The sequence below is a fragment of the Kitasatospora sp. NPDC093679 genome (assembly GCF_040683455.1).
GTDB lineage: Bacteria > Actinomycetota > Actinomycetes > Streptomycetales > Streptomycetaceae > Kitasatospora > Kitasatospora arboriphila.
The window spans coordinates 74,930-95,236 of record NZ_JBFBDW010000024.1 but is presented as its reverse complement, the minus strand read 5'-3'; the positions used below and the strand labels follow the sequence as shown (position 1 = coordinate 95,236).

The following is a 20,307-nucleotide window of genomic DNA, read 5'->3' as shown; positions in this document are numbered from 1 at the left end:
CCCGGCCGCCGGATTCCCGCGGGTCACGGCGGGCGCCACCGGACCGGGGCGGTCCGGCGGCGCGGCACGGCGTGCGTCCGCCGCACGGGGTCAGGGGGTGCGGCGGCGGAGGGTGGCCGCGCCGAGGCCGAGGGCCAGCAGTGCGCAGCCGGCGATGACCGCGAGGTCCGTGACCACCTCGCTGCCGACACCGCTGTGCACGGTGAGCCGGCCCATCGCGTCGACCGCGTACGAGAGCGGCATCACGTCGGAGGCCCAGCGCAGCACGTCCGCCATCTGCTCGCGGGGCACGAACAGGCCACAGAGCAGGAACTGCGGCAGCAGCACGGCGGGCAGGAACTGCACGGCCTGGAACTCGGTGGCGGCGAACGCGGAGACCAGCAGGCCGAGCGCCATGCCGAGCAGGCCGTCGCCGACCGCGACGGCGAACAGCAGCCAGGTCGGGCCGGCGACGTCGAGGCCGAGCAGGCCGATGGTCAGCACGGAGGCGAGCGCCGCCTGGAGGAGGGCGACCAGGCCGAAGGCGAGGGCGTAGCCGAGCAGCAGGTCCAGCTTGCCGAGCGGCATGGTGAGCAGCCGCTCCAGGGTGCCGGAGGTGCGCTCGCGCAGCATGGCGACCGAGGTGACCAGGAACATCACCAGCAGCGGGAAGACCCCGAGCAGGGCCGGTCCGATCCGGTCGAAGGTGTCCGGCTGCCCGTCGTACATGTAGCGCAGCAGGGTCAGCAGGACGCAGGGGACGACGAGCAGCATCGCGAGGGTGCGCGGGTCGTGGCGCAGCTGGGCGAGGACGCGGCGGGCGGTGGCGAGGGTGCGCCGGGTGTTCATCGGCCGGTCTCCACGGTGTCGGCGGTGCGGGGGGTGTCCTCGACCATGCGGAGGAAGGCGCTGTCGATGTCGGCCGCCCCGGTGGCGGCGAGCAGGGCGGCGGGGGTGTCGTGGGCGAGCAGCCGGCCGTCGCGCATCAGCAGCAGGCGGTCGCAGCGGGTGGCCTCGTCCATGACGTGACTGGAGACCAGCAGGGTGGCGCCCTCTTCGGCGAGGCCGCGGAAGAGCTGCCAGAGGTCCTGGCGCAGCACCGGGTCGAGGCCGACGGTGGGCTCGTCCAGGACGAGGAGCTCCGGGGCGCCGAGCAGGGCCGCGGCGAGCGAGACGCGGGCGCGCTGGCCGCCGGAGAGCCTCCCGGCGGGGTCGTTCTCGTGGCCGGTCAGGCCGACCTGGCGGATCACCCGGTCCGGGTCGCCCTTCGGTGCGCCGAGGACGGCGGCGAAGTAGGCGAGGTTCTCGGTGACGGTGAGGTCGGCGTAGACGGAGGGCGCCTGGGTGACGTAGCCGACGCGGTGGCGCAGCGCGGCGTCCCCGGCCGGGCGGCCGAGCACCTCGACGGTGCCGCCGGCGGTGCGCTGCACGCCGACGACCGACCGCAGCAGGGTGGTCTTGCCGCACCCGCTGGGGCCGAGCAGGCCGGTCACCGATCCGCGCGGGATCTCCAGGTCGAGACCGTGCAGGACGGGGCGGCCGCCGCGGACCACGGTGAGGCCGGCGGTCCGGATCGCGGGGCCGGGCCCCGCCTCAGAATTCATCATGCGATGAGTTTTGCGTTCCGCACCCCGGCCGTCAAGAGACCCGACACGGCGGCCCGGGGTGTCGCACGGCGCCCCTCGGGGTGTCGCACGGCGCCCCTCGGGGTGTCGTGCGGTGGAGCGGGGCGGCCCGGGCATGGACAACGGGCCCGCCGACCAGCAGGGTGGGCGCGTGACCGCACCGGACGCCCCCGCCCCGCCCTCCGACGACACCGCCGCCGACCCCACCGACGCCGCCCTGCCGACCGGGACCGACCGGGAGGCCCCCGACACCGTGCGGGGGCTGCCGCTGCCGCAACTGCTGCTCGACCTGATCGCCGACGGCCGCTGGCGGCACCCGGGCGACGAAGCGCTCGCGGCCGCCCTGCCCTGGTTCGCCGACCCGGTGGAGCTGCTGCCCGACGTGGCGGCGGTGCGGCGCCAGTCCGCCTCGCTCGACGACCTCTCGGGCGAGGACCTCGGCCCGCTCTTCCGGCAGGCCCGCGGCAGCACCGCCGCCGACCCGGTCGAACTGCCGTGGTTGGACGCCGAACGGGCCGTACTCATCGCGGTCGCCCGCACCGCCGGGGACGACACCGCCCTCGCCCTCGACTACCGCACCGACCCGGCCGACCCGCGGGTGGTGGGCAGCGACATCTGGACCGACCCCCGCGAATACACCTGGCGGGTCGCCGCCCCCACCTTCACCGCCTTCGCCACCGCCCTCGGCCTCCTGGAGCCGTAGAAAAGCCGCAGGAAAAGGGAACCGCCCCAGGGGCGCGGGGAACTGCGCAATTCGGATGCGGCCCACCGGCGAATCAGGGGCACCCCGGCGCCGTCACGACGCCCGCTCCCGGACTGCACAGTTCCACCCCCGGCCTTCGGCCGGGAAGTGCCCCGGCGCCCCTGAGCGGCTCCCTTCGGAGGGAAGGCCTCAGGTCTCGACGAGGTACCCCTGGACCGCGCGGGCCAGCAGCGGCAGCAGGTCCTCGCCCGGGGCGGAGGCCAGCGGTTCGACGGCGATCACGTAGCGTGCCACGGCGAGGCCGAGGATCTGCGACATCACCAGTTCGACGCGGAGTTCGGGCTGCGGCGCGTCGAGGCCGGCGGCGACCCGGGAGACCACCTCGGTGACCATGAAGCCGCGCATCAGAGCGGCGACCTCCTCGGAGGCGGCGGCCGTCCGCAGGACGGCGAGCAGCCGGTCGCGGACGGTCGGCTGTTCCCACAGGGCGAGGACGAACCGGGCGACGCGTTCGCCGACCTGCGCGCGGTCGCCGGCCAGCACCTGGTCGACGATCAGCCGCGGGTCGACGGGGAATTCCAGGGCGGCCAGGAAGAGCTTGTCCTTGCTGCCGAAGTAGTGGTGCAGCAGGGCGGCGTCGACGCCGGCGGCCCGGGCGATCGCCCGCATGCTCGCCTTCTGGTAGCCGAGGGCGGCGAACTCGGCCCGGGCGGCCTCCAGCACCGTCCGCCGGGTGTCCGCGCCGCCGGGGCGCCGGCCGGTCTTCTTGCGGGGTGCGGGCTGTTCGGCTGCGGAAGTCACCAGGGCATTCTTCCCGGCCGTCGTGGGCGTCCGGGGGCGGTGGGGCGCCACATCTCGGTCCGGCATCGAAAACAGCCCCTCCCTAGCGGATCGCTACGCGCGTAGATATGCTGGTCTGGTGACTATGTCCACTCTTGCAGCCCACGCCCCCGGCGCTGCGGGCAGCGGCCTCGCGGACGTCGCGGCGTCCGAGGCCTCGCTCCGCCGCTTCCTGCACGGCCTGCCCGGCGTCGACCAGGTCGGCCTGGAGGCTCGCGCCGCCACCCTCGGCACCCGTTCGATCAAGACCACGGCGAAGGCGTACGCCATCGACCTGGCCATCTCGATGATCGACCTGACCACGCTGGAAGGCGCGGACACGGTCGGCAAGGTGCGCTCGCTGTGCACCAAGGGCCGGAACCCCGACCCGTCCGACCCGACGGCCCCGCGGGTCGCGGCGATCTGCGTCTACCCGGACATGGTCGCCACCGCCAAGGAGGCGCTGCGCGGCACCGACATCCAGGTCGCCTCGGTCGCCACCGCCTTCCCGGCCGGCCGCGCGGCCCTGCCGGTGAAACTCGCCGACACGGTGGACGCGGTCGCCGCCGGCGCCGACGAGATCGACATGGTGATCGACCGCGGCGCCTTCCTGTCCGGGCGCTACCTGGACGTCTTCAACGAGATCACCGCGGTCAAGGAGGCCTGCCGGCGTCCCGACGGCACCTCCGCCCACCTCAAGGTGATCTTCGAGACCGGCGAGCTGCAGACGTACGACAACGTCCGCCGCGCCTCCTGGCTGGCGATGCTGGCCGGCGCGGACTTCATCAAGACGTCCACCGGCAAGGTCGCGGTGAACGCCACTCCCCCGGTGACCCTGCTGATGCTGGAGGCGGTCCGCGACTTCCGCGCCGCGACCGGCGTGCAGATCGGCGTGAAGCCGGCCGGCGGCATCAAGACCACCAAGGACGCCATGAAGTACCTGGTGATGGTCAACGAGACGCTGGGCGACGACTGGCTGAGCCCGCACTGGTTCCGCTTCGGCGCCTCCAGCCTGCTCAACGACCTGCTGATGCAGCGCCAGAAGCTGACCACCGGACGGTACTCCGGCCCTGACTACGTGACGGTGGACTGAGACAGATGGCCAAGAACACCAAGAAGACCGACGCGCCCGTGGCGCAGGCCCCCCGCGGCGGCCTCTTCACCTACGCCCCCGCCCCGGAGTCCCCGGCCGCGGCCGGCGACATCGCGACCTCCTACGGCCACTTCATCGGCGGCGAGTTCGTCGACTCCTCCGGCAGCGAGGCGCTGAAGACCGTCAACCCGGCCACCGAGCAGGTGCTGGCGGAGTTCGCGCAGGGCACCGGGGAGGACGTCGACCGCGCGGTCGCCGCCGCCCGCAAGGCCTTCGCCGACTGGTCGGCGCTGCCGGGCAGCGAGCGCGCCAAGTACCTGTTCCGGATCGCCCGGATCGTCCAGGAGCGCTCCCGCGAGCTGGCCGTGCTGGAGTCGATCGACAACGGCAAGCCGATCCGCGAGACCCGCGACTTCGACGTGCCGATGGTCGCCGCGTGGTTCTTCTACTACGCGGGCTGGGCGGACAAGCTGGACTACGCGGGCTACGGCCCCAACCCGCGGCCGGTGGGCGTCGCCGCGCAGGTCATCCCGTGGAACTTCCCGCTGATGATGCTGGCGTGGAAGATCGCCCCGGCGCTGGCCACCGGCAACACGGTCGTCCTCAAGCCGGCCGAGACCACCCCGCTGACCGCGCTGCGCTTCGCCGAGATCTGCCGCCAGGCGGGCCTGCCGAAGGGCGTCGTCAACATCGTCACGGGCGACGGCCGCACCGGCGCCGCGCTGACCGCCCACCCGGACGTGGACAAGGTCGCCTTCACCGGCTCCACCCCGGTCGGCCGCTCGATCGCCCGGCAGCTGGCCGGCACCCGCACCAAGCTCTCGCTGGAGCTCGGCGGCAAGGCCGCGAACATCGTCTTCGACGACGCGCCGATCGACCAGGCCGTCGAGGGCATCGTCAACGGCATCTTCTTCAACCAGGGCCACGTCTGCTGCGCGGGCTCCCGGCTGCTCGTCCAGGAGTCGGTCCAGGACGAGTTCCTGGAGGCGCTCAAGCGCCGGATGTCGACCCTGCGGGTCGGCGACCCGCTGGACAAGAACACCGACATCGGCGCCATCAACTCCTCGGCGCAGCTGTCCCGGATCACCGAGCTGACCGACGCCGGCGAGGCCGAGGGCGCCGAGCGCTGGTCGCCCTCCTGCGACCTGCCGGGCACCGGCTACTGGTTCCGCCCGACCCTGTTCACCGGCGTCTCGCAGGCCCACCGGATCGCCCGCGAGGAGATCTTCGGCCCGGTGCTGTCGGTGCTGACCTTCCGCACCCCCGCCGAGGCGGTCGAGAAGGCCAACAACACCCCGTACGGCCTCTCCGCCGGCATCTGGACGGAGAAGGGCTCGCGCATCCTGTGGACGGCGAGCCGGCTCAAGGCCGGTGTGGTCTGGGCCAACACCTTCAACAAGTTCGACCCGGCCTCGCCGTTCGGCGGCTACAAGGAGTCGGGTTACGGCCGCGAGGGTGGCCGGCACGGTCTGGAGCCCTACCTGAATGTCGAGGCCCGAGATGTCTGACACGACCCTGCGTCTTGACGTCCTCAAGACCTACAAGCTGTACGTCGGCGGGAAGTTCCCGCGGTCCGAGAGCGGGCGGGTGTACGAGGTGACCGACTCCAAGGGCCAGTGGCTCGGCAACGCCCCGCTCGGCACCCGCAAGGACACCCGGGACGCCGTCGTGGCCGCGCGCGCCGCGGTCAAGGGCTGGTCCGGCACCACCGCGTACAACCGCGGCCAGGTGCTGTACCGGGTCGCCGAGATGCTGCAGGGCCGCCGCGAGCAGTTCGCCGCCGAGGTCGCCGCCGCCGAGGGCCTGGGCGTCAAGAAGGCCGCCGCGCTGGTGGACGCCGCGATCGACCGCTGGGTCTGGTACGCGGGCTGGACGGACAAGGTCGCCCAGGTCGCCGGCAACGCCAACCCGGTCGCCGGCCCGTACTTCAACCTGTCGACGCCCGAACCGACCGGTGTGGTCGGCGTGCTGGCGCCGCAGGCCGGCCACGGCTTCTCCTTCCTCGGCCTGGTGTCGGTGATCGCCCCGGTGATCGCCACCGGCAACACCGCCGTGGTCGCCGCCGCCGCCGAGGCGCCGCTGCCGGCGCTGTCGCTGGGCGAGGTGCTCGCCACCTCCGACCTGCCCGGCGGTGTGGTCAACGTGCTGTCCGGCCGCACGGCCGACATCGCCCCCACGCTGGCGTCCCACCAGGACGTCAACGGTCTCGACCTGACCGGCGCGGTGCACCAGGACGGTCCGGGCTCGCCCGCCGCCCTGGAGGCCGCCGCCGCCGAGACCCTCAAGCGCGTCCTGCGGCCGGCCGCCGACCCGGCCGCCGCGGACTGGACCCGGCAGCCGGGCACCAAGCGGCTGACCTCCTTCCTGGAGACCAAGACGGTCTGGCACCCGATGGGCATCTGACCACCGGGCCGCGACGAAAGTGGGATCCGCACCCTCCCGACCGGGGGTGCGGGTCCCACTTTCGTCGTTGCGGGTTCCGGCCGGTCGGCGGGCAACTGGCCGACCCCTGCGCGAGTCCAACCGGGCAGGAACGACCGGAAGGACGAAACGATGTGGGAGTTGGCCGCCGACCTGGCGGTTCTGTTCGGGGACGGGCCGCTGCGGGCGCTGCGCGCACGGCGGGCGCGCCGGCGGCTGATGGCCGGCCTGCCGACCCGCATTCCGTGCTCGGTCCGCTCGGAGCGCCCGGGCTGGCCGGCCGCGTTCGAGAACGGGAGCCTGCTGTTCACCCCGGGCCGGCCCACCGCCGCCTTCGGCTCCCGCCGGCACCCGTGGCTGGAGTTCGGGCTCGGCGGTGAGCACCGCGACCCGGAGCCGGAGGACTGGTTCGACCAGGACCGGGCGGCCACCGGCTACCTGCCGCCGGACGGCGGCGCGGCGGTGTTCGTCCAGGTGCACAGCCGCTACCTGGTGACCACCCGGCTCGCCCTCGGCGGCCCGGTGGACGGGTCGGTCTGACGGCGCACTCCCATGGAGGTCCGTGTGAGATTGGCCCGGGGGCGTCCCGACGGTACCGGTGAACGCCGGTGATGCGTCAGACTGGTGTCCCGTGAGTGACACCCCGCTGAACCCGGCGCCGATCCAGCGCGCCCGCGTCATCCTGCTGTCGGGACCCTCCGGATCGGGGAAGTCCTCCCTCGCCGAGCGCACCGGCCTGCCCGTGCTCCAGCTCGACGACTTCTACAAGGACGGCGACGACCCGACGCTGCCGCAGCTGCCGGACGACGGCGGCACGGACTGGGACTCGCCCGCCTCCTGGCACGCCGAACAGGCGATGGCGGTGATCCGGGCGCTGGTCGAGGACGGGCGTGCGGACGTCCCGGTGTACTCGATCCCGGACAACGGCCGGGTGGGGGTCCGCCCGTTCGACCTCGGCGGCGCGGCCGCGTTCGTCGCGGAGGGCATCTTCGCCGCCGAGCTGGTCGGCCGCTGCGAGGCCGAGGGGCTGCTCGGCGACGCGCTGTGCCTGCGCAACCGCCCGTCCACCACGGCCTGGCGGCGCTTCCGCCGGGACGTCCGCGAGGGCCGCAAGTCGGTGCCCTACCTGCTGCGGCGCGGCTGGCGGCTGATGCGTGCCGAGCGCGGCATCGTGTCCCGCCAGACCGCCCTCGGCGCGCACGCCTGCGCCGGCCCGGAGGCCGAGCGGCGGGTCCGTGCGGTGGCGGACGTCCGGCCGGTCCGCGTCGCGGCCTGAGCACGGCCCGGACGGCCCTGCACGGTCCCGGGGGCGCCCCCGGGGCGGTGTCGCACGGCGTTGCACGACGAACGCACAGGAGCCCGGTGCCTCTCCCCGGCACCGGGCTCCTGCTGTTGCGGGGCTGCGGGCTTCCCCCGTCGGCGGCCACTCCCCCGAGTAGGCCCTCCGCGCTTCCGCGACCCCTTCACCCGTCCCCCGACGGGAGTCCTGTGGTGTGCGGTCAGGCGACCAGCTCGCCGAAGGCGTGCACGGTGTCGCCCGTCCGGTTGAGCTGCTCGTCGTCGCGCAGCCGGCGCAGCGCACGCCAGATGCTGCTCTTGACGGTGCCGACGCTGATGCCGAGGATGTCGGCGATCTCCGGGTCGGTGCGGCCCTCGTAGTAGCGGAGCACCAGCATGGTCCGCTGGTTCTCCGGCAGCTTGGCCAGCGCCTGCCAGAGCACGGTGCGCAGCTCGGTGCCGCCCATCGCGTCGGTGTCGCCGGCCGTCTCCGGCAGCTCCTCGGTCGGGTACTCGTTGACCTTGCGGCGCCGCCAGGCGGAGATGTGCAGGTTGGTCATGGTGCGGCGGAGGTAGCCCCCGACCGCGGCCTTGTCGGTGATCCGGTCCCAGGCGCGGTAGGTGCTGAAGAGCGCGCTCTGCAGCAGGTCCTCGGCCTCGTAGCGGTCACCGGTGAGGTGGTACGCGGTGGCGTACAGGGAGGCGCGGCGCTCGCGCACGTATGCGGTGAACTCCGCGATGCGGTCCGCCGCCTCGGGCGAGCACTCCCCCTGCGCGCCTCCCTGTCGGCCGTCCTCGGCACCGGCCGCCGCGGGGGTGAGCCGCAGCAGCGTGGTGCCTGCGGCCTGGCGGGCGTCCGGCTCCCCCGAGCCGGCGCCGCGCAGGCCTTCCCCCGTCGGGATGGCCCGACCCTGACCCACCGGGAGGATCCCCCGGAGCGTCATGGTCGAGCTGCTGTCGGCCGCGTTCCCCCGGTGGCCGATCCCGTACAGCTCCCCCCCGTGCCCGCCGCCGTTGGGGCGGTGGGCTCCGGTGCGGTGTGCGCACCCCCGTACGATCACGGCACCGGAAGTCTCGTCGGTCCGCACCTCGTACCTGGTCCGCGGGTTCGCGGTCGAACGCGCTGCGCGGACGGCCGCGTTGCGGGTCAGAAGCGTTGCGTTCATCGTGCGCCCCCATGGTCGGTACGTGCGGTTCCCCGTCGCCGTTCCTCCCGGTTCTCACCCGGTCGTTCCCGGCGACAAGGAAAATCCTGCCCGCCCGTCGTCATGGCGGTGTCCGCCGACTGTCACAGGGCTGTCACAGCGCCCGGGGCGTCCGGGCACACTGCTGTCACACCCGCCCGGACGCCCGAACCGGCGCCTCCGGTTCCCGCGACCGTTCAGCAACCACCCGGGTGGGTGATCTGTGGCCGCGGGTGGGCCAGAATGAGCCCGTGCCTTTCCTGCTTCTGATCGAGGACGACGACGCCATCCGGACCGGTCTCGAACTCGCCCTCACCCGCCAGGGCCACCGCGTGGCCACCGCCGCCTCGGGCGAGGACGGCCTGAAGCTGTTCAAGGAGCAACGTCCGGACCTCATCGTCCTGGACGTCATGCTGCCCGGCATCGACGGCTTCGAGGTGTGCCGTCGCATCCGCCGGACCGACCAGCTGCCGATCATCCTGCTCACCGCGCGCTCCGACGACATCGACGTGGTGGTGGGCCTGGAGTCCGGCGCCGACGACTACGTCGTCAAGCCGGTCCAGCCGCGCGTCCTGGACGCCCGGATCCGGGCCGTGCTGCGCCGGGGCGAACGCGAGTCCTCGGACTCCTCCACCTACGGCAGCCTGGTCATCGACCGCTCGGCGATGACCGTCACCAAGGACGGCCAGGACCTGCAGCTCACCCCGACCGAGCTGCGGCTGCTGCTGGAGCTGAGCCGCCGGCCCGGCCAGGCGCTGTCCCGGCAGCAGCTGCTGCGGCTGGTGTGGGAGCACGACTACCTGGGCGACTCCCGGCTGGTGGACGCCTGCGTGCAGCGGCTACGGGCCAAGGTCGAGGACGTGCCGTCCGCACCGACGCTGATCCGCACCGTGCGCGGGGTCGGCTACCGGCTCGACCCGCCGCTGCAGTGACTCCCGTCCGCCGCCCGGCCGACCGCCTGTTCCCGTTCCCGTCTGTGAGACCTGTTGACTGACCCCCAGACCCCGCCGCGCCGCCGCCGTCCCTGGCGGCGGCTGCGCTCGCTCCGGGTCCGCCTGATCGCCGTGTTCGCCGCGGTCGCGCTGATCACCGCGGTGTCGGCGTCCGGCATCGCGTACTGGCTGAACCGCGACGCCGTCCTCAAGCGCGCCCAGGACACCGCGCTGAACGACTTCCGGGTGTCCCTGACCCGGAACGTCTCCGACCTGCCGCTGGAGTCCACCTGCCCGGAACTCGCCTACCTGGCGCAGCAGGTGGCCTCGTCGGGGCTCAACTACGACGTGGTGGTGACCGATCCGGCGCAGCCGGGGTGCGCGGTCTCCACCGACCCGTCACGGTTCGCCCTGCAGGACGTGCCGCAGGCGCTGCAGCGGGCGGTGGCCGCCCAGCGGGAGGTCGGCGCGGGCAACCAGTACCCGTACCACCTGTACTGGCAGCGGGTGAACCTGGGCAACCGGCCGTTCCTGGTCGGCGGGACGAAGGTGGTGCCCTCCGGCCCGACGGCGTACATGTTCAAGTCGCTGGAGGACGAGCGGGCCGATCTCAACACGCTGGGCTGGTCGCTGGCGATCGCCACGCTGCTGGCGCTGATCGGCTCGGCGCTGCTGGCGCAGGCCGCCTCCTCGACCGTGCTGCGGCCGGTGCGCCGGCTCGGCGAGGCCGCCCGGCGGCTCGGCGAGGGCAAGCTGGACACCCGGCTGGAGGTCGAGGGCGGCGACGAACTCGCGGACCTCGCCCGGACGTTCAACCGCACCGCGGAGTCGCTGTCGCACCAGGTCGAGGAGTTGAGCGCCCGCGAGGCGCAGAGCCGCCGCTTCGTGGCCGACATGTCGCACGAACTGCGCACCCCGCTCACCGCGATGACCGCCGTCACCGACATCCTGGAGGACGAGGCGGACTCGCTGGACCCGATGATCGAGCCCGCGGTGCGCCTGGTGGTCAGCGAGACCCGGCGGCTGTCCGACCTGGTGGAGAACCTCATGGAGGTGACCCGCTTCGACGCCGGCACCGCCAAGCTGGTCGCCGACGAGGTGGACATAGCCGACCTGATCATGTCCTGCATCGACGGCCGGGCCTGGTACGACGCCGTCGAGGTGGACGCGCCGCGCGGCATCCGGCTGATGGCCGACCCGCGCCGGCTGGACGTCGTCTTCGCGAACCTGATCGGCAACGCCCTCAAGCACGGCGGCTCTCCCGTCCGGGTCGTCGTCCGGCAGGAGGGCGACCGGGTGGTCGTCGAGGTCCGCGACAGCGGGCCGGGCATCCCCGAGGAGGTGCTGCCGCACGTCTTCGACCGCTTCTACAAGGCCGACAAGGGGCGGGCCCGCTCCGAGGGCAGCGGCCTCGGGCTGTCCATCGCGATGGCCAATGCACAGATCCACGGCGGCACCATCACGGCCGCCAACGGGGAGAGCGGCGCGGTCTTCACCCTGACCCTGCCGCACACCCCACCCAGCCAGGAGGACGCACAGTGAACGCGGTACGGAGGGCGGCGGCACTGGTCCTGCTGGCCGGAGCCGCGGCCGGCTGCGGCATCCGGCCGACGGCGGTCCCGGTGGACGCCGGGGCGCCCGCCAGCCGCACGGCCTGCCCGAGCCCCGTGCAGGTGCCGCGGGCGGCCACGCCGACGGCGGCCTCGCCGGCCCCGACCGGCGCGCCGTCCGTCGCGGCGAAGAGCCCGGCGCCGCTGTTCAGCGTCACGCCGACGCCGAGCGCTTCGGCCTCGCACTGCCCCTGAGCCGCCCGGGCCGGGGCGGTGGAACCGTCCGCGGCCGAGACCGCGTCCACCCGGTTGTGCACCGACATGGCACCACCACCCGCACCGGCGCAGCGGCCGGGGACGACCCGATCGAGGACACCGGGCCGACCGGTCGGACCCAGCCGCCGGAGGCCTGCCGCACGCTGCGGACGACCGCACGGCTCCTGCTGGCCGGCTATGCGGTGCTGCTCGCCTGGCTGGTGCTGACGCCCAACGCGGTGAACTGGACCTACCCGGCCAACCTGACCCCGCTGGCCTCCGTCGACCGGGCGCTCGCGCTCGGCGGCTACGCCGGGGCCCGGCAGCTCGCGGCCGGCATCCTGCCGCTCGCCCCGTTCGGGGTGCTGCTGCCGATCGCGGTCGGCCGGCTGCGCACGCCCGTGCTGCCGTCCTTCCTGCGCACCGTCGGCGGAGCCGCCCTGCTGGCGACCGGGCTGGAGATCCTGAAGAGCTGGACCCCGGGCCACGTGCTGAACGTCGACGACATCATCCTCGGCACGGCCGGTGCGGCCGCCTGCCACCTGCTGCTGGTGCCGGCCGCCCGCGCCCTGCTCCGGCTGCGGGCCCGCCGCCGGCGCCGCGCCGCCCTCCCGGCCGCGCAGCCGCACCACCGCACCTACGAACTCGCCTCCCCGGCCGCCCCGCTGGGCCGCCTCACCACCCCGGGCAGCCCCACCGTCCGGTGACACCCGCGCGGCACGGCCGGCGGGCGCGTCCCGGCGGCGGCGCACGGCCTGTCCGGACGGACCCGGCTCCTGCCCCGGCCCGGTGAGACCGTTCCCGCACCGCGGCCCTGCCGCCGGCGGCGCCCACGCGGCCGCCCGCGACCCGGCGCCACGCCTTGGTTCCCGAACCCGCACGAGCCGCCCCCGCGAACCCGCACGAGCCGCCCCCGCGGGCCCGCGCGAGCGAACCCGGCTTCCGCCGCGGCCCGGCAACGCCGCTTCCCCACCGCGAACCTGCCGCCGGCGCCGCCCACGCGGCCGCCCGCGACCGGGCCCGGACGAGCCTCTCCCACGGGCCCGTCGGCACCCCGGCCGGCCGTGCGTCTCGGGGGCGGCCCTGAGGGGGACCCTGAGAGCGGCGTCCGCCGCCCCGGTGAGAGGTCAGGGGCGTGGATCACTATCGGGGCTGACGTTTCCAACGGCCCGGCCGAGCAGGATGGACCCATGCCCGCCGGACGGACCGGACCGGGCCCGCGACCCGGGAGCCACCCCATGAGCACGCTCGCCCGCCCCCGCCACAACCGCGTCATCGCCGGCGTCTGCGCCGGGCTGGCCAAGCGCTTCGGCCTCGCCCCGTGGACCGTGCGGATCATCTTCCTGCTGTCCTGCCTGCTGCCCGGCCCGCAGTTCCTGATCTACCTGGCGCTCTGGCTGCTGCTCCCGCAGGAGCCGTGAGGCACGGCGAAGGGCCGCCCCCGCACCGCGGGGGCGGCCCTTCGCCGTTTCCGTGCCGTGCCGGCCGACCGGCTGCGGCCGGTGTCAGCCGCCGATGCCGGGCAGGGCGCCGCCGGGGCCCGCGCCGAGGCCGCCGACCGTGCCGAGCACGCCGCCGACCGGGGTCTTCTCCAGGCCCTGGGCGCCCGGGACGGGCGGCAGCGCGCGGTCCGCGGCGGCGTCGGCGGCCGGCGCCTCCGCGGCGGGGGTCAGCTTGCCGCCGACCTCGGGGTTGAGGGTGCCGACGGCCTGGGTGACCTCGCTGCCGCCGGGCACCTTCTGAACGGCACCGGGCACCGCGCCGGTCAGACCGGGGTTGGTCAGCGCGCTGGTCGGGAGACCGAGCCCGCCGGGGGCGGCCGCGGAGGCGGTGCCTGCGGCCACGGCGGCGATCGCGACGCCCAGAGCGGCGGTGCCTGCGGCCTTCAGAGTTGCCTGCTTCATGCGTTGGTCCTCGGTTCTCGTCGGTGCCCGTGGTACGGCCGTTCCGGGGAGCGCCCGTCGTCACACCGGGTCAACAGTGACTGGCACACCGTAGTGAGAACATCGAATGCGGATCAACGGAGCGTCACCCACAGGACTGATTAGTCAGACAACCGGTCGGGGCGGGGCCCCGGCGACGGCCCCGCCCCGACCGGAGATCCGGACGCGTCCGGCCCTCCGGCTCAGGCGCCGGCGAACAGCCACTCCGCCTTGAGCTCGGCGTAGCCCGGCTTGATCACGTCGTTGATCATGGCGAGGCGCTCGTCGAAGGGCAGGAAGGCCGACTTCATGGCGTTGACGGTGAACCACTCCATGTCGCCCAGGGTGTAGCCGAAGGCGTCGACGAGGTGCTCGAACTCGCGGCTCATGCTGGTGCCGCTCATCAGCCGGTTGTCGGTGTTGACGGTGACGCGGAACTTCAGCCGGCTGAGCAGGCCGATCGGGTGCTCGGCGTAGGAGTCGGCGGCACCGGTCTGCAGGTTGGAGGTGGGGCACATCTCCAGCGGGACGCGCTTGTCGCGGACGTACGCGGCGAGCCGGCCGAGCTGCACCGCGCCGTCCTCGCCGACGGTGATGTCGTCGACGATCCGGACGCCGTGGCCGAGCCGGTCGGCGCCGCAGCACTGCAGGGCCTCCCAGATCGACGGCAGGCCGAAGGCCTCGCCCGCGTGGATGGTGAAGTGGTTGTTCTCGCCCTTGAGGTAGTCGAAGGCGGCCTGGTGCCGGGTGGGCGGGTGGCCCGCCTCGGCGCCGGCGATGTCGAAGCCGACCACGCCCTGGTCGCGGTAGCGGTTGGCGAGCTCGGCGATCTCGGTGGAGCGGGCGGCGTGGCGCATCGCGGTCAGCAGGGTGCCGACCCGGATGCGGTGGCCGGCGGCGCGGGCGTTGGCCTCGCCGAGCCGGAAGCCCTCGTTGACGGCCTCGACGACCTGGTCGAGGGTGAGCCCGGCCTCCAGGTGCTGCTCGGGGGCGTACCGGACCTCGGCGTAGACGACGCCGTCGGCGGCGAGGTCCTCGGCGCAGTCGGCGGCGACCTTGATCAGCGCCTCGCGGGTCTGCATGACGGCGCAGGTGTGGGCGAAGGTCTCCAGGTAGCGGACCAGCGAGCCGGAGTCGGCGGCCTCGCGGAACCACTCGCCGAGCTTGACCGGGTCGGTGGTGGGGAGCCCCTCGTAGCCGCACGCGGCGGCGAGCTCGACGACCGTCTCGGGGCGCAGGCCGCCGTCCAGGTGGTCGTGCAGGAGCACCTTGGGAGCACGGGCGATCTGTTCGGCGGTGGGAATGCGGGGGCCAGTGGTGCCCGCGGTGGCAGGGATCTGCTTCTCCATTGCGGGAGTGTAGCTCCTACGCGCGTAGATTCCTACTCGGATCGCCGGGCGTGTCGCCATGTCGGAATTTTCCGACGCTTGACGCGTCGGAAAAACCCGACGTATCTTCGGGGCATGGCAACCGACGTCTTCGGCGCGCTCGCCAACCCCGTGCGGCGCGCCCTGCTCGCGGCCCTGCTGGACGGCCCGCGCCCGGTCAACGACCTGGCGGGCCTCTTCGACCTCAGTCGGCCGGCGGTCTCCGAACACCTCCAGCTGCTGCGGCAGGCCGGGCTCGTCCGCGAGGAGCCCCGCGGCCGGCAGCGCTGGTACCACCTCGACGCGGGCCCCCTCGCCGAGGTCGGGGACTGGCTGCATCCGTTCGAACACTACTGGCGCGACCGGCTGCGCGCCCTCAGCGACCTGCTCGACGAGGAGAGACCGTGACCGACTCCGACACGATCCACTGCGACCGCTTCCTGCCGCACCCGCCCGCCGCCGTCTGGCGCGCCCTCACCGACCCCGAACTGCACGCCCGTTGGTGGGCGGCCGGCGACGTGCGGCCGGTCGTCGGGCACCGCTTCAGCCTGGACATGGGCCCCTGGGGCAGCCAGCCGTGCGAGGTGACGGCCGTCGAGGAGGAGCGGCTGCTGCGCTACACCTTCGCCGAGGGCAGCCTCGACACCACCGTCACCTGGCGGCTCGTCCCCGAGGGCCGCGGCACCCGGCTCTTCCTCGAACACGCCGGCTTCGACCTCGACTCCCCTATGGGCCGCACCGCCCTCGACGGCATGGGCAAGGGCTGGCCGGGCGTCCTCGCCCGCCTCGACACGGTCCTCGCCTGACGTACGGGATCAGCCCCTTCATGGGCGCCCTCCTCGAAGGGGCACTCCTCAGTGCCGCCCCAGCAGCGCGCCCCTGCGCGACAGCACGAAGTCGCGGAAGGCCGCCGCCGGCGGAGTGAGCGGCCGCCCCGACACCCAGGCCAGCCCGATCGCCCGGCGGGTCCGCGGTGCCGTCACCTCCAGTTCCACCACGCCCGGCCGGGGCACCAGCGCCGGCGGCAGCAGTGCCACGCCCAGCCCGGCCGCGACCAGCCCGCGCAGCGTCTCCGCCTCCTCGCCCTCGAAGGCGATCCGCGGTGCGAAGCCGGCCTCCGCGCAGAAGCCGTCGGTGATCACGCGCAGCCCGTACCCCTCCTCCACCGCGACGAACGGTTCCTCGGCGACCTCGGCGAGCCGGATCCGGCGCCGGCCGGCGAGCCGGTGGTCGGCCGGGACGGCCAGCGGCAGCCGCTGCTCGTCCAGGTGCCGGGCGGTGAGGTCGGGGGCGTCCGGCAGCGGCGAGACCAGGCACAGGTCGAGTTCGCCGGCCCGCAGCCGTTCCAGCATCGCCGCCACGTAGTCCTGGACCAGTTGGAAGCGGACCCGTGGGTGGGAGGCGCGGAAGTCCCGCAGCAGCGCGGGCACCGCCTCCGTCCCCATGGTGTGGAGGAAGCCGAACGCCACCCGGCCCGCCGCGGGGTCGGCCTCGGCCCGGGCCGCCTCGGCGCCGCGTTCCAGTTCGGCGAGCGCCCGCTCGACGGAGGTGAGCAGCAGACGGCCCGCCCGGGTCAGCCGTACCGTCCGGCCCTGACGGGCCAGCAGGTCCACGCCGAGTTCGGCCTCCAGCCGGGCCACCGACCGGGAGAGCGTCGGCTGCGGCATCCCGAGCGACTGCGCGGCCTGGGTGACGTGCTCCAGCCGTGCGACCGCGGCGAACTGCGCCAGCTGGGGTGTGAGGCGGACCACGGCCGACTCCGGATCGAGCTCGGCCAGGCGCAGCGGCGGTGAGCTGCTGTCATGCGTCATGGCATGGATTCTCCACGATTCATGTATTGGACGCATCAGCCGTGCGGGGCCTACGTTCGAGCCATGTCGCCCGCCAGTACCGGGGCATCCGCAGCCACGCTGCCGGGTGCCCTCACACCGTCGTCCCCTTCCGCCGCCGATGCCGCCTCCGCAGCGGCCGCCGACCGCCGCCTCCGGCCGGGGGACCGCGCCTTCCGGCGCGCCAACCTGGCCCTGTTCGCCGCGGGTGTGGCCACCTTCGTCCTGCTGTACTCCACGCAGGGCCTGCTGCCGATCCTCTCCGCCGACCTCGACCTGACTCCCGGTCAGGCCAGCTGGACGGCGTCCGCCGCCACCCTGGGACTGGCCCTCGCGCTGCTGCCCGCCAGTGCGCTGTCCGACCGGTTCGGGCGCACCGCGGTGATGTCGGTCTCGATCGCCTCCGCCGCCGTGCTGGCGCTGGCGCTGCCGTTCGCCCCGGACCTCACCACCCTGGTGGTGCTGCGGGTCCTCCAGGGCGCGGCGCTCGCCGGGCTGCCCGCCACGGCGATGGCCTACCTCGCGGAGGAGGTCCACCCGACCGCGCTGGCCTCGGCGATGGGGCTGTACGTGGCCGGCAACTCGATCGGCGGGATGAGCGGACGGCTGGTCTCCGGCTGGGCCGCGGCCGCCTGGGGCTGGCGCTGGGGCCTTGCCGTCTCGGCCCTGCTGGCGCTGCTGTCGGTGCTCGCCTTCCGTGCGCTGATCCCGGCGGCCCGCCACTTCACCCCGGCCCGGGTGGACGCCCGCGCGCTCGCCCGCACCGTCGGCGGGCACCTGCGCAACCCGCTGCTGCTGCGGCTGTACGCCCTGGGGCTGCTCTTCATGGCGGTGTTCGGCGCCGTCTACAACACCGTCGGGTACCGGCTGGTCGCCGCGCCGTTCGACCTGCCGCAGTCGGTGGCCGCCTCGATCTTCGTGGTCTACCTGGTCGGCACGGTCTCCTCGGCCTCCGCCGGGAAGCTGGTCGGCCGGCTGGGCCGCCGCGGCACCCTCTACACGGCGATCGGCCTCACCACCGCGGGCCTGCTGCTCTCGCTCTCCGGCTCGCTGGTGGCCGCCCTGGCCGGGCTCGTGCTGATCACGGCCGGGTTCTTCGCCGGTCACGCCACCGCCTCCTCGGCGGTCGGCCGCACCGCCACCGAGGGCCGCGCCCAGGCCTCGGCGCTCTACCTGATCGCCTACTACCTCGGGAACAGCCTCGGCGGCACGATCGGCGCCGACGCCTACCACGCCACCGGCTGGTCCGGCGCCGCGGCCGTGGGCCTGTGCGCGATGACCCTGGCGGCCGGCATCACCCTCTACGCCACCCGTCGCGCGGTCGTCGAACGCCGCACCCTCGCCACGGCCCGCTGACGAAGAGGAGCGAAGCTAAACTCCGGGCATGAGCATCGACCCGGCTGTATACGCCCGGCTGCGCGAGATCGCGGCTCGGCTGCCGAAGGTCCCGGGGATAGGGAAGGTCGAGATCGCGAACGGCGAGATCGTCATGATGATGTCGCCCGTGAAGCGTCACGAACTGGCCGTGCACCGGATCGCCCGCCAGCTCAATGCCCAGCTCCCCGACACCCACCCCGGCTTCGTCGCCCACCCCGGCGCCGACCTGGAGGATGTGGGCCTCGGCCGGCTGCGCTGCCCGGATCTCATGGTCTTCCCCGAAGCCACCCTGGAAGGGGAACAGCCCGCCGTACTGCCCCACGAGGTGCTGCTCGTGGTCGAGATCGTCTCCGAGTCCAACCCGGAGAACGACTACGAGGCCAAGGTCCGCGACTACGCGGCCATGGGCATCCCGCTCTACCTGTTGGTCGACCCCCGCAAGGGCACCGGCATCGTGCACGACGAGCCCGGATACGCCTCGCGGACGCACTTCGTGTTCGGCGACACGGTGAGCGTCGGCCCCTGGCGGGTCGACACCTCGGGGCTGCTGACGTACGCCTGACGGGCAGGCGGGCGCCGGCAGCCCCGGAGGTGAGGTGCGTCAGGCGATGCGGTCGAGGACGATCGGGTTCGGGGTGAAGGCGGTGCCCTCGGGGGCGACCGTGACGCCGTCCTTGAGGGCCTCGATCGCGTAGTCGAAGCGCTCGGGGGTGTCGGTGTGCAGGGTCAGCAGCGGCTGGCCGGCCACCACGGTGTCACCGGGCTTGGCGTGCATCTCGACGCCGGCGCCGGCCTGCACCGGGTCCTCCTTGCGGGCGCGGCCGGCGCCCAGGCGCCAGGCGCAGACGCCGACGGCGTAGGCGTCGAGGGCGGTGAGCACGCCGGAGGCCGGGGCCGTGATCACGTGCTGCTCGCGGGCGACCGGCAGCGGGGCGTCGACGTCGCCGCCCTGGGCGGCGATCATGCGGCGCCAGTGGTCCATCGCGGAGCCGTCCCGCAGCGCGTCGGCCGGGTCCTTGCCGTGCACGCCGGCCGCGTCGAGCATCTCGCGGGCGAGCGCCAGGGTGAGCTCGACGACGTCGGCGGGGCCGCCGCCGGCCAGCACCTCGACGGACTCGCGGACCTCCAGCGCGTTGCCGGCGGTGAGGCCGAGCGGGGTGGACATGTCGGTGAGCAGGGCGACGGTGTTGACGCCGGCCGCCTTGCCGAGGCCGACCATGGTGCGGGCGAGCTCCTGGGCGTCGGCGAGGTTCTTCATGAAGGCGCCGGAGCCGACCTTGACGTCGAGGACGAGCGCCCCTGTGCCCTCGGCGATCTTCTTCGACATGATCGAGGAGGCGATCAGCGGGATCGCCTCGACGGTGCCGGTGACGTCGCGCAGCGCGTAGAGCTTCTTGTCGGCGGGGGCGAGGCCGTCGCCGGCGGCGCAGATGACGGCGCCGGTGTCGTTGAGGACCTGGAGCATCTCCTCGTTGGAGAGCAGGGCGCGCCAGCCGGGGATCGACTCCAGCTTGTCGAGGGTGCCGCCGGTGTGGCCGAGGCCGCGGCCGGAGAGCTGCGGGACGGCGGCGCCGCAGGCGGCGACCAGCGGGGCGAGCGGCAGGGTGATCTTGTCGCCGACGCCGCCGGTGGAGTGCTTGTCGGAGGTGGGCACGCCGAGCGAGGAGAAGTCCATCCGGACGCCGGAGCGGATCATCGCGTCCGTCCAGCGGCTGATCTCGCGGAGGTTCATGCCGTTCAGCAGGATGGCCATGGCCAGGGCCGACATCTGCTCGTCGGCGACCTCGCCGCGGGTGTAGGCGTCGATGACCCAGTCGATCTGGCCGTCGGTCAGCTCTCCGCGGTCGCGCTTGGTCCTGATGACGGAGGGGGCGTCCATGGGGTCTCCAAGAGGTGCAGGGTGCTCAGGTGCAGGAATGCGAAGAGTGCCGCGGCGGGCCCCGAACGGGCCCCTCCGCGACACTCTACGCGCG

Annotated in this window: 23 protein-coding genes; 15 read left to right on the top strand and 8 right to left on the bottom strand. The window is 74.0% G+C overall.

The window, feature by feature from the left end:
- Positions 1-90: 90 nt before the first annotated feature.
- Both AB0O09_RS20955 and AB0O09_RS20950 read right to left on the bottom strand, forming a co-directional pair.
- The gene (locus AB0O09_RS20955; protein ID WP_363543345.1) at positions 91-828 is read right to left on the bottom strand and encodes an ABC transporter permease; all 738 of its coding nucleotides are present in this window, start codon (positions 826-828) and stop codon (positions 91-93) included.
- Positions 825-1,586: an ABC transporter ATP-binding protein gene (locus tag AB0O09_RS20950; RefSeq protein WP_363543344.1), complete on the bottom strand. Its 762-nt coding sequence runs from the start codon at positions 1,584-1,586 to the stop codon at positions 825-827. The genes AB0O09_RS20955 and AB0O09_RS20950 overlap by 4 nt, the downstream gene beginning before the upstream one ends.
- A gap of 169 nt (positions 1,587-1,755) precedes the next feature.
- Here AB0O09_RS20950 and AB0O09_RS20945 point away from each other — a divergent pair, with 169 nt between their 5' ends.
- On the top strand, positions 1,756-2,307 hold the full coding sequence (locus AB0O09_RS20945) for a hypothetical protein (protein WP_363543343.1): 552 nt from the start codon (positions 1,756-1,758) through the stop codon (positions 2,305-2,307).
- Between the two features lie 189 nt (positions 2,308-2,496).
- Here AB0O09_RS20945 and AB0O09_RS20940 read toward each other — a convergent pair whose 3' ends face one another.
- Positions 2,497-3,108, bottom strand: a complete 612-nt coding sequence (locus AB0O09_RS20940; protein WP_363543341.1) for a TetR family transcriptional regulator — start codon at positions 3,106-3,108, stop codon at positions 2,497-2,499.
- Between the two features lie 124 nt (positions 3,109-3,232).
- On the opposite strand from AB0O09_RS20940, the gene deoC reads away from it, so the two are divergent.
- The 5 genes from deoC (at position 3,233) to AB0O09_RS20915 (ending at position 7,916) form a co-directional block, all read left to right on the top strand.
- Positions 3,233-4,219: a deoxyribose-phosphate aldolase gene (gene deoC, locus AB0O09_RS20935; RefSeq protein WP_344622192.1), complete on the top strand. Its 987-nt coding sequence runs from the start codon at positions 3,233-3,235 to the stop codon at positions 4,217-4,219.
- A 5-nt stretch (positions 4,220-4,224) separates the two neighbouring features.
- Positions 4,225-5,727: an aldehyde dehydrogenase family protein gene (locus AB0O09_RS20930; RefSeq protein ID WP_363543339.1), complete on the top strand. Its 1,503-nt coding sequence runs from the start codon at positions 4,225-4,227 to the stop codon at positions 5,725-5,727.
- A complete protein-coding gene (locus tag AB0O09_RS20925; protein ID WP_363543337.1) occupies positions 5,720-6,622 on the top strand; it encodes an aldehyde dehydrogenase family protein in 903 nt (300 codons plus the stop codon). The genes AB0O09_RS20930 and AB0O09_RS20925 overlap by 8 nt, the downstream gene beginning before the upstream one ends.
- A 150-nt stretch (positions 6,623-6,772) precedes the next feature.
- Positions 6,773-7,180, top strand: a complete 408-nt coding sequence (locus AB0O09_RS20920) for a hypothetical protein (RefSeq protein ID WP_363543335.1) — start codon at positions 6,773-6,775, stop codon at positions 7,178-7,180.
- Positions 7,181-7,271: 91 nt separating this feature from the next.
- Positions 7,272-7,916, top strand: a complete 645-nt coding sequence (locus tag AB0O09_RS20915; protein WP_344622117.1) for an ATP-binding protein — start codon at positions 7,272-7,274, stop codon at positions 7,914-7,916.
- A gap of 223 nt (positions 7,917-8,139) precedes the next feature.
- Here the strand turns inward: AB0O09_RS20915 and AB0O09_RS20910 are convergent, their stop codons facing one another.
- Positions 8,140-8,748, bottom strand: a complete 609-nt coding sequence (locus AB0O09_RS20910) for a SigE family RNA polymerase sigma factor (protein WP_363543374.1) — start codon at positions 8,746-8,748, stop codon at positions 8,140-8,142.
- Positions 8,749-9,353: 605 nt separating this feature from the next.
- Between AB0O09_RS20910 and AB0O09_RS20905 the strand changes: the two genes are divergently transcribed.
- From AB0O09_RS20905 to AB0O09_RS20885, 5 genes are all read left to right on the top strand, one after another.
- The gene (locus AB0O09_RS20905) at positions 9,354-10,034 is read left to right on the top strand and encodes a response regulator transcription factor (RefSeq protein WP_263105055.1); all 681 of its coding nucleotides are present in this window, start codon (positions 9,354-9,356) and stop codon (positions 10,032-10,034) included.
- 54 nt (positions 10,035-10,088) lie between these two features.
- A complete protein-coding gene (locus AB0O09_RS20900) occupies positions 10,089-11,576 on the top strand; it encodes a HAMP domain-containing sensor histidine kinase (RefSeq protein WP_363543334.1) in 1,488 nt (495 codons plus the stop codon).
- Positions 11,573-11,839, top strand: coding sequence for a hypothetical protein (locus tag AB0O09_RS20895; protein ID WP_363543332.1), 267 nt, complete (start codon positions 11,573-11,575; stop codon positions 11,837-11,839). Before AB0O09_RS20900 ends, AB0O09_RS20895 begins: the two co-directional genes overlap by 4 nt.
- A gap of 56 nt (positions 11,840-11,895) precedes the next feature.
- Positions 11,896-12,546: a VanZ family protein gene (locus AB0O09_RS20890; protein WP_363543331.1), complete on the top strand. Its 651-nt coding sequence runs from the start codon at positions 11,896-11,898 to the stop codon at positions 12,544-12,546.
- 531 nt (positions 12,547-13,077) lie between these two features.
- On the top strand, positions 13,078-13,260 hold the full coding sequence (locus AB0O09_RS20885) for a PspC domain-containing protein (protein ID WP_263105051.1): 183 nt from the start codon (positions 13,078-13,080) through the stop codon (positions 13,258-13,260).
- A gap of 84 nt (positions 13,261-13,344) precedes the next feature.
- On the opposite strand, the gene AB0O09_RS20880 is transcribed toward AB0O09_RS20885, so the two are convergent.
- Together AB0O09_RS20880 and AB0O09_RS20875 are read right to left on the bottom strand one after the other, a co-directional pair.
- Positions 13,345-13,743 carry a hypothetical protein gene (locus AB0O09_RS20880; protein ID WP_363543329.1) on the bottom strand — a complete coding sequence of 133 codons (399 nt, stop codon included), beginning with the start codon at positions 13,741-13,743 and terminating at the stop codon, positions 13,345-13,347.
- Positions 13,744-13,964: 221 nt separating this feature from the next.
- Complete coding sequence (locus tag AB0O09_RS20875) at positions 13,965-15,110, bottom strand: adenosine deaminase (RefSeq protein ID WP_363543327.1); 1,146 nt, start codon at positions 15,108-15,110, stop codon at positions 13,965-13,967.
- 114 nt (positions 15,111-15,224) lie between these two features.
- Between AB0O09_RS20875 and AB0O09_RS20870 the strand changes: the two genes are divergently transcribed.
- Positions 15,225-15,536: a metalloregulator ArsR/SmtB family transcription factor gene (locus tag AB0O09_RS20870; protein ID WP_363543326.1), complete on the top strand. Its 312-nt coding sequence runs from the start codon at positions 15,225-15,227 to the stop codon at positions 15,534-15,536.
- Positions 15,533-15,934: an SRPBCC domain-containing protein gene (locus AB0O09_RS20865; RefSeq protein ID WP_344623546.1), complete on the top strand. Its 402-nt coding sequence runs from the start codon at positions 15,533-15,535 to the stop codon at positions 15,932-15,934. The genes AB0O09_RS20870 and AB0O09_RS20865 overlap by 4 nt, the downstream gene beginning before the upstream one ends.
- 48 nt (positions 15,935-15,982) lie before the next feature.
- Here the strand turns inward: AB0O09_RS20865 and AB0O09_RS20860 are convergent, their stop codons facing one another.
- Positions 15,983-16,939 carry a LysR family transcriptional regulator gene (locus tag AB0O09_RS20860; protein ID WP_363543324.1) on the bottom strand — a complete coding sequence of 319 codons (957 nt, stop codon included), beginning with the start codon at positions 16,937-16,939 and terminating at the stop codon, positions 15,983-15,985.
- Between the two features lie 63 nt (positions 16,940-17,002).
- Between AB0O09_RS20860 and AB0O09_RS20855 the strand changes: the two genes are divergently transcribed.
- Positions 17,003-18,313: an MFS transporter gene (locus AB0O09_RS20855; protein WP_363543322.1), complete on the top strand. Its 1,311-nt coding sequence runs from the start codon at positions 17,003-17,005 to the stop codon at positions 18,311-18,313.
- A 28-nt stretch (positions 18,314-18,341) separates the two neighbouring features.
- Complete coding sequence (locus tag AB0O09_RS20850; protein WP_363543321.1) at positions 18,342-18,896, top strand: Uma2 family endonuclease; 555 nt, start codon at positions 18,342-18,344, stop codon at positions 18,894-18,896.
- A 39-nt stretch (positions 18,897-18,935) separates the two neighbouring features.
- On the opposite strand, the gene AB0O09_RS20845 is transcribed toward AB0O09_RS20850, so the two are convergent.
- Positions 18,936-20,213: a thymidine phosphorylase gene (locus tag AB0O09_RS20845; RefSeq protein ID WP_030263185.1), complete on the bottom strand. Its 1,278-nt coding sequence runs from the start codon at positions 20,211-20,213 to the stop codon at positions 18,936-18,938.
- Positions 20,214-20,307: the final 94 nt, after the last annotated feature.

Bases quoted from the DNA above. Each gene is read 5' to 3' on its own strand.
- AB0O09_RS20955 (WP_363543345.1), bottom strand. From the start codon at position 828: ATGAACACCCGGCGCACCCTCGCCACCGCCCGCCGCGTCCTCGCCCAG.
- AB0O09_RS20870 (WP_363543326.1), top strand. From the start codon at position 15,225: ATGGCAACCGACGTCTTCGGCGCGCTCGCCAACCCCGTGCGGCGCGCC.
- AB0O09_RS20925 (WP_363543337.1), top strand. From the start codon at position 5,720: ATGTCTGACACGACCCTGCGTCTTGACGTCCTCAAGACCTACAAGCTG.
- AB0O09_RS20855 (WP_363543322.1), top strand. From the start codon at position 17,003: ATGTCGCCCGCCAGTACCGGGGCATCCGCAGCCACGCTGCCGGGTGCC.
- AB0O09_RS20885 (WP_263105051.1), top strand. From the start codon at position 13,078: ATGAGCACGCTCGCCCGCCCCCGCCACAACCGCGTCATCGCCGGCGTC.
- AB0O09_RS20845 (WP_030263185.1), bottom strand. From the start codon at position 20,213: ATGGACGCCCCCTCCGTCATCAGGACCAAGCGCGACCGCGGAGAGCTG.
- AB0O09_RS20850 (WP_363543321.1), top strand. From the start codon at position 18,342: ATGAGCATCGACCCGGCTGTATACGCCCGGCTGCGCGAGATCGCGGCT.
- AB0O09_RS20920 (WP_363543335.1), top strand. From the start codon at position 6,773: ATGTGGGAGTTGGCCGCCGACCTGGCGGTTCTGTTCGGGGACGGGCCG.
- AB0O09_RS20950 (WP_363543344.1), bottom strand. From the start codon at position 1,586: ATGATGAATTCTGAGGCGGGGCCCGGCCCCGCGATCCGGACCGCCGGC.
- AB0O09_RS20930 (WP_363543339.1), top strand. From the start codon at position 4,225: ATGGCCAAGAACACCAAGAAGACCGACGCGCCCGTGGCGCAGGCCCCC.
- AB0O09_RS20875 (WP_363543327.1), bottom strand. From the start codon at position 15,110: ATGGAGAAGCAGATCCCTGCCACCGCGGGCACCACTGGCCCCCGCATT.
- AB0O09_RS20880 (WP_363543329.1), bottom strand. From the start codon at position 13,743: ATGAAGCAGGCAACTCTGAAGGCCGCAGGCACCGCCGCTCTGGGCGTC.
- AB0O09_RS20860 (WP_363543324.1), bottom strand. From the start codon at position 16,939: ATGACGCATGACAGCAGCTCACCGCCGCTGCGCCTGGCCGAGCTCGAT.
- deoC (WP_344622192.1), top strand. From the start codon at position 3,233: ATGTCCACTCTTGCAGCCCACGCCCCCGGCGCTGCGGGCAGCGGCCTC.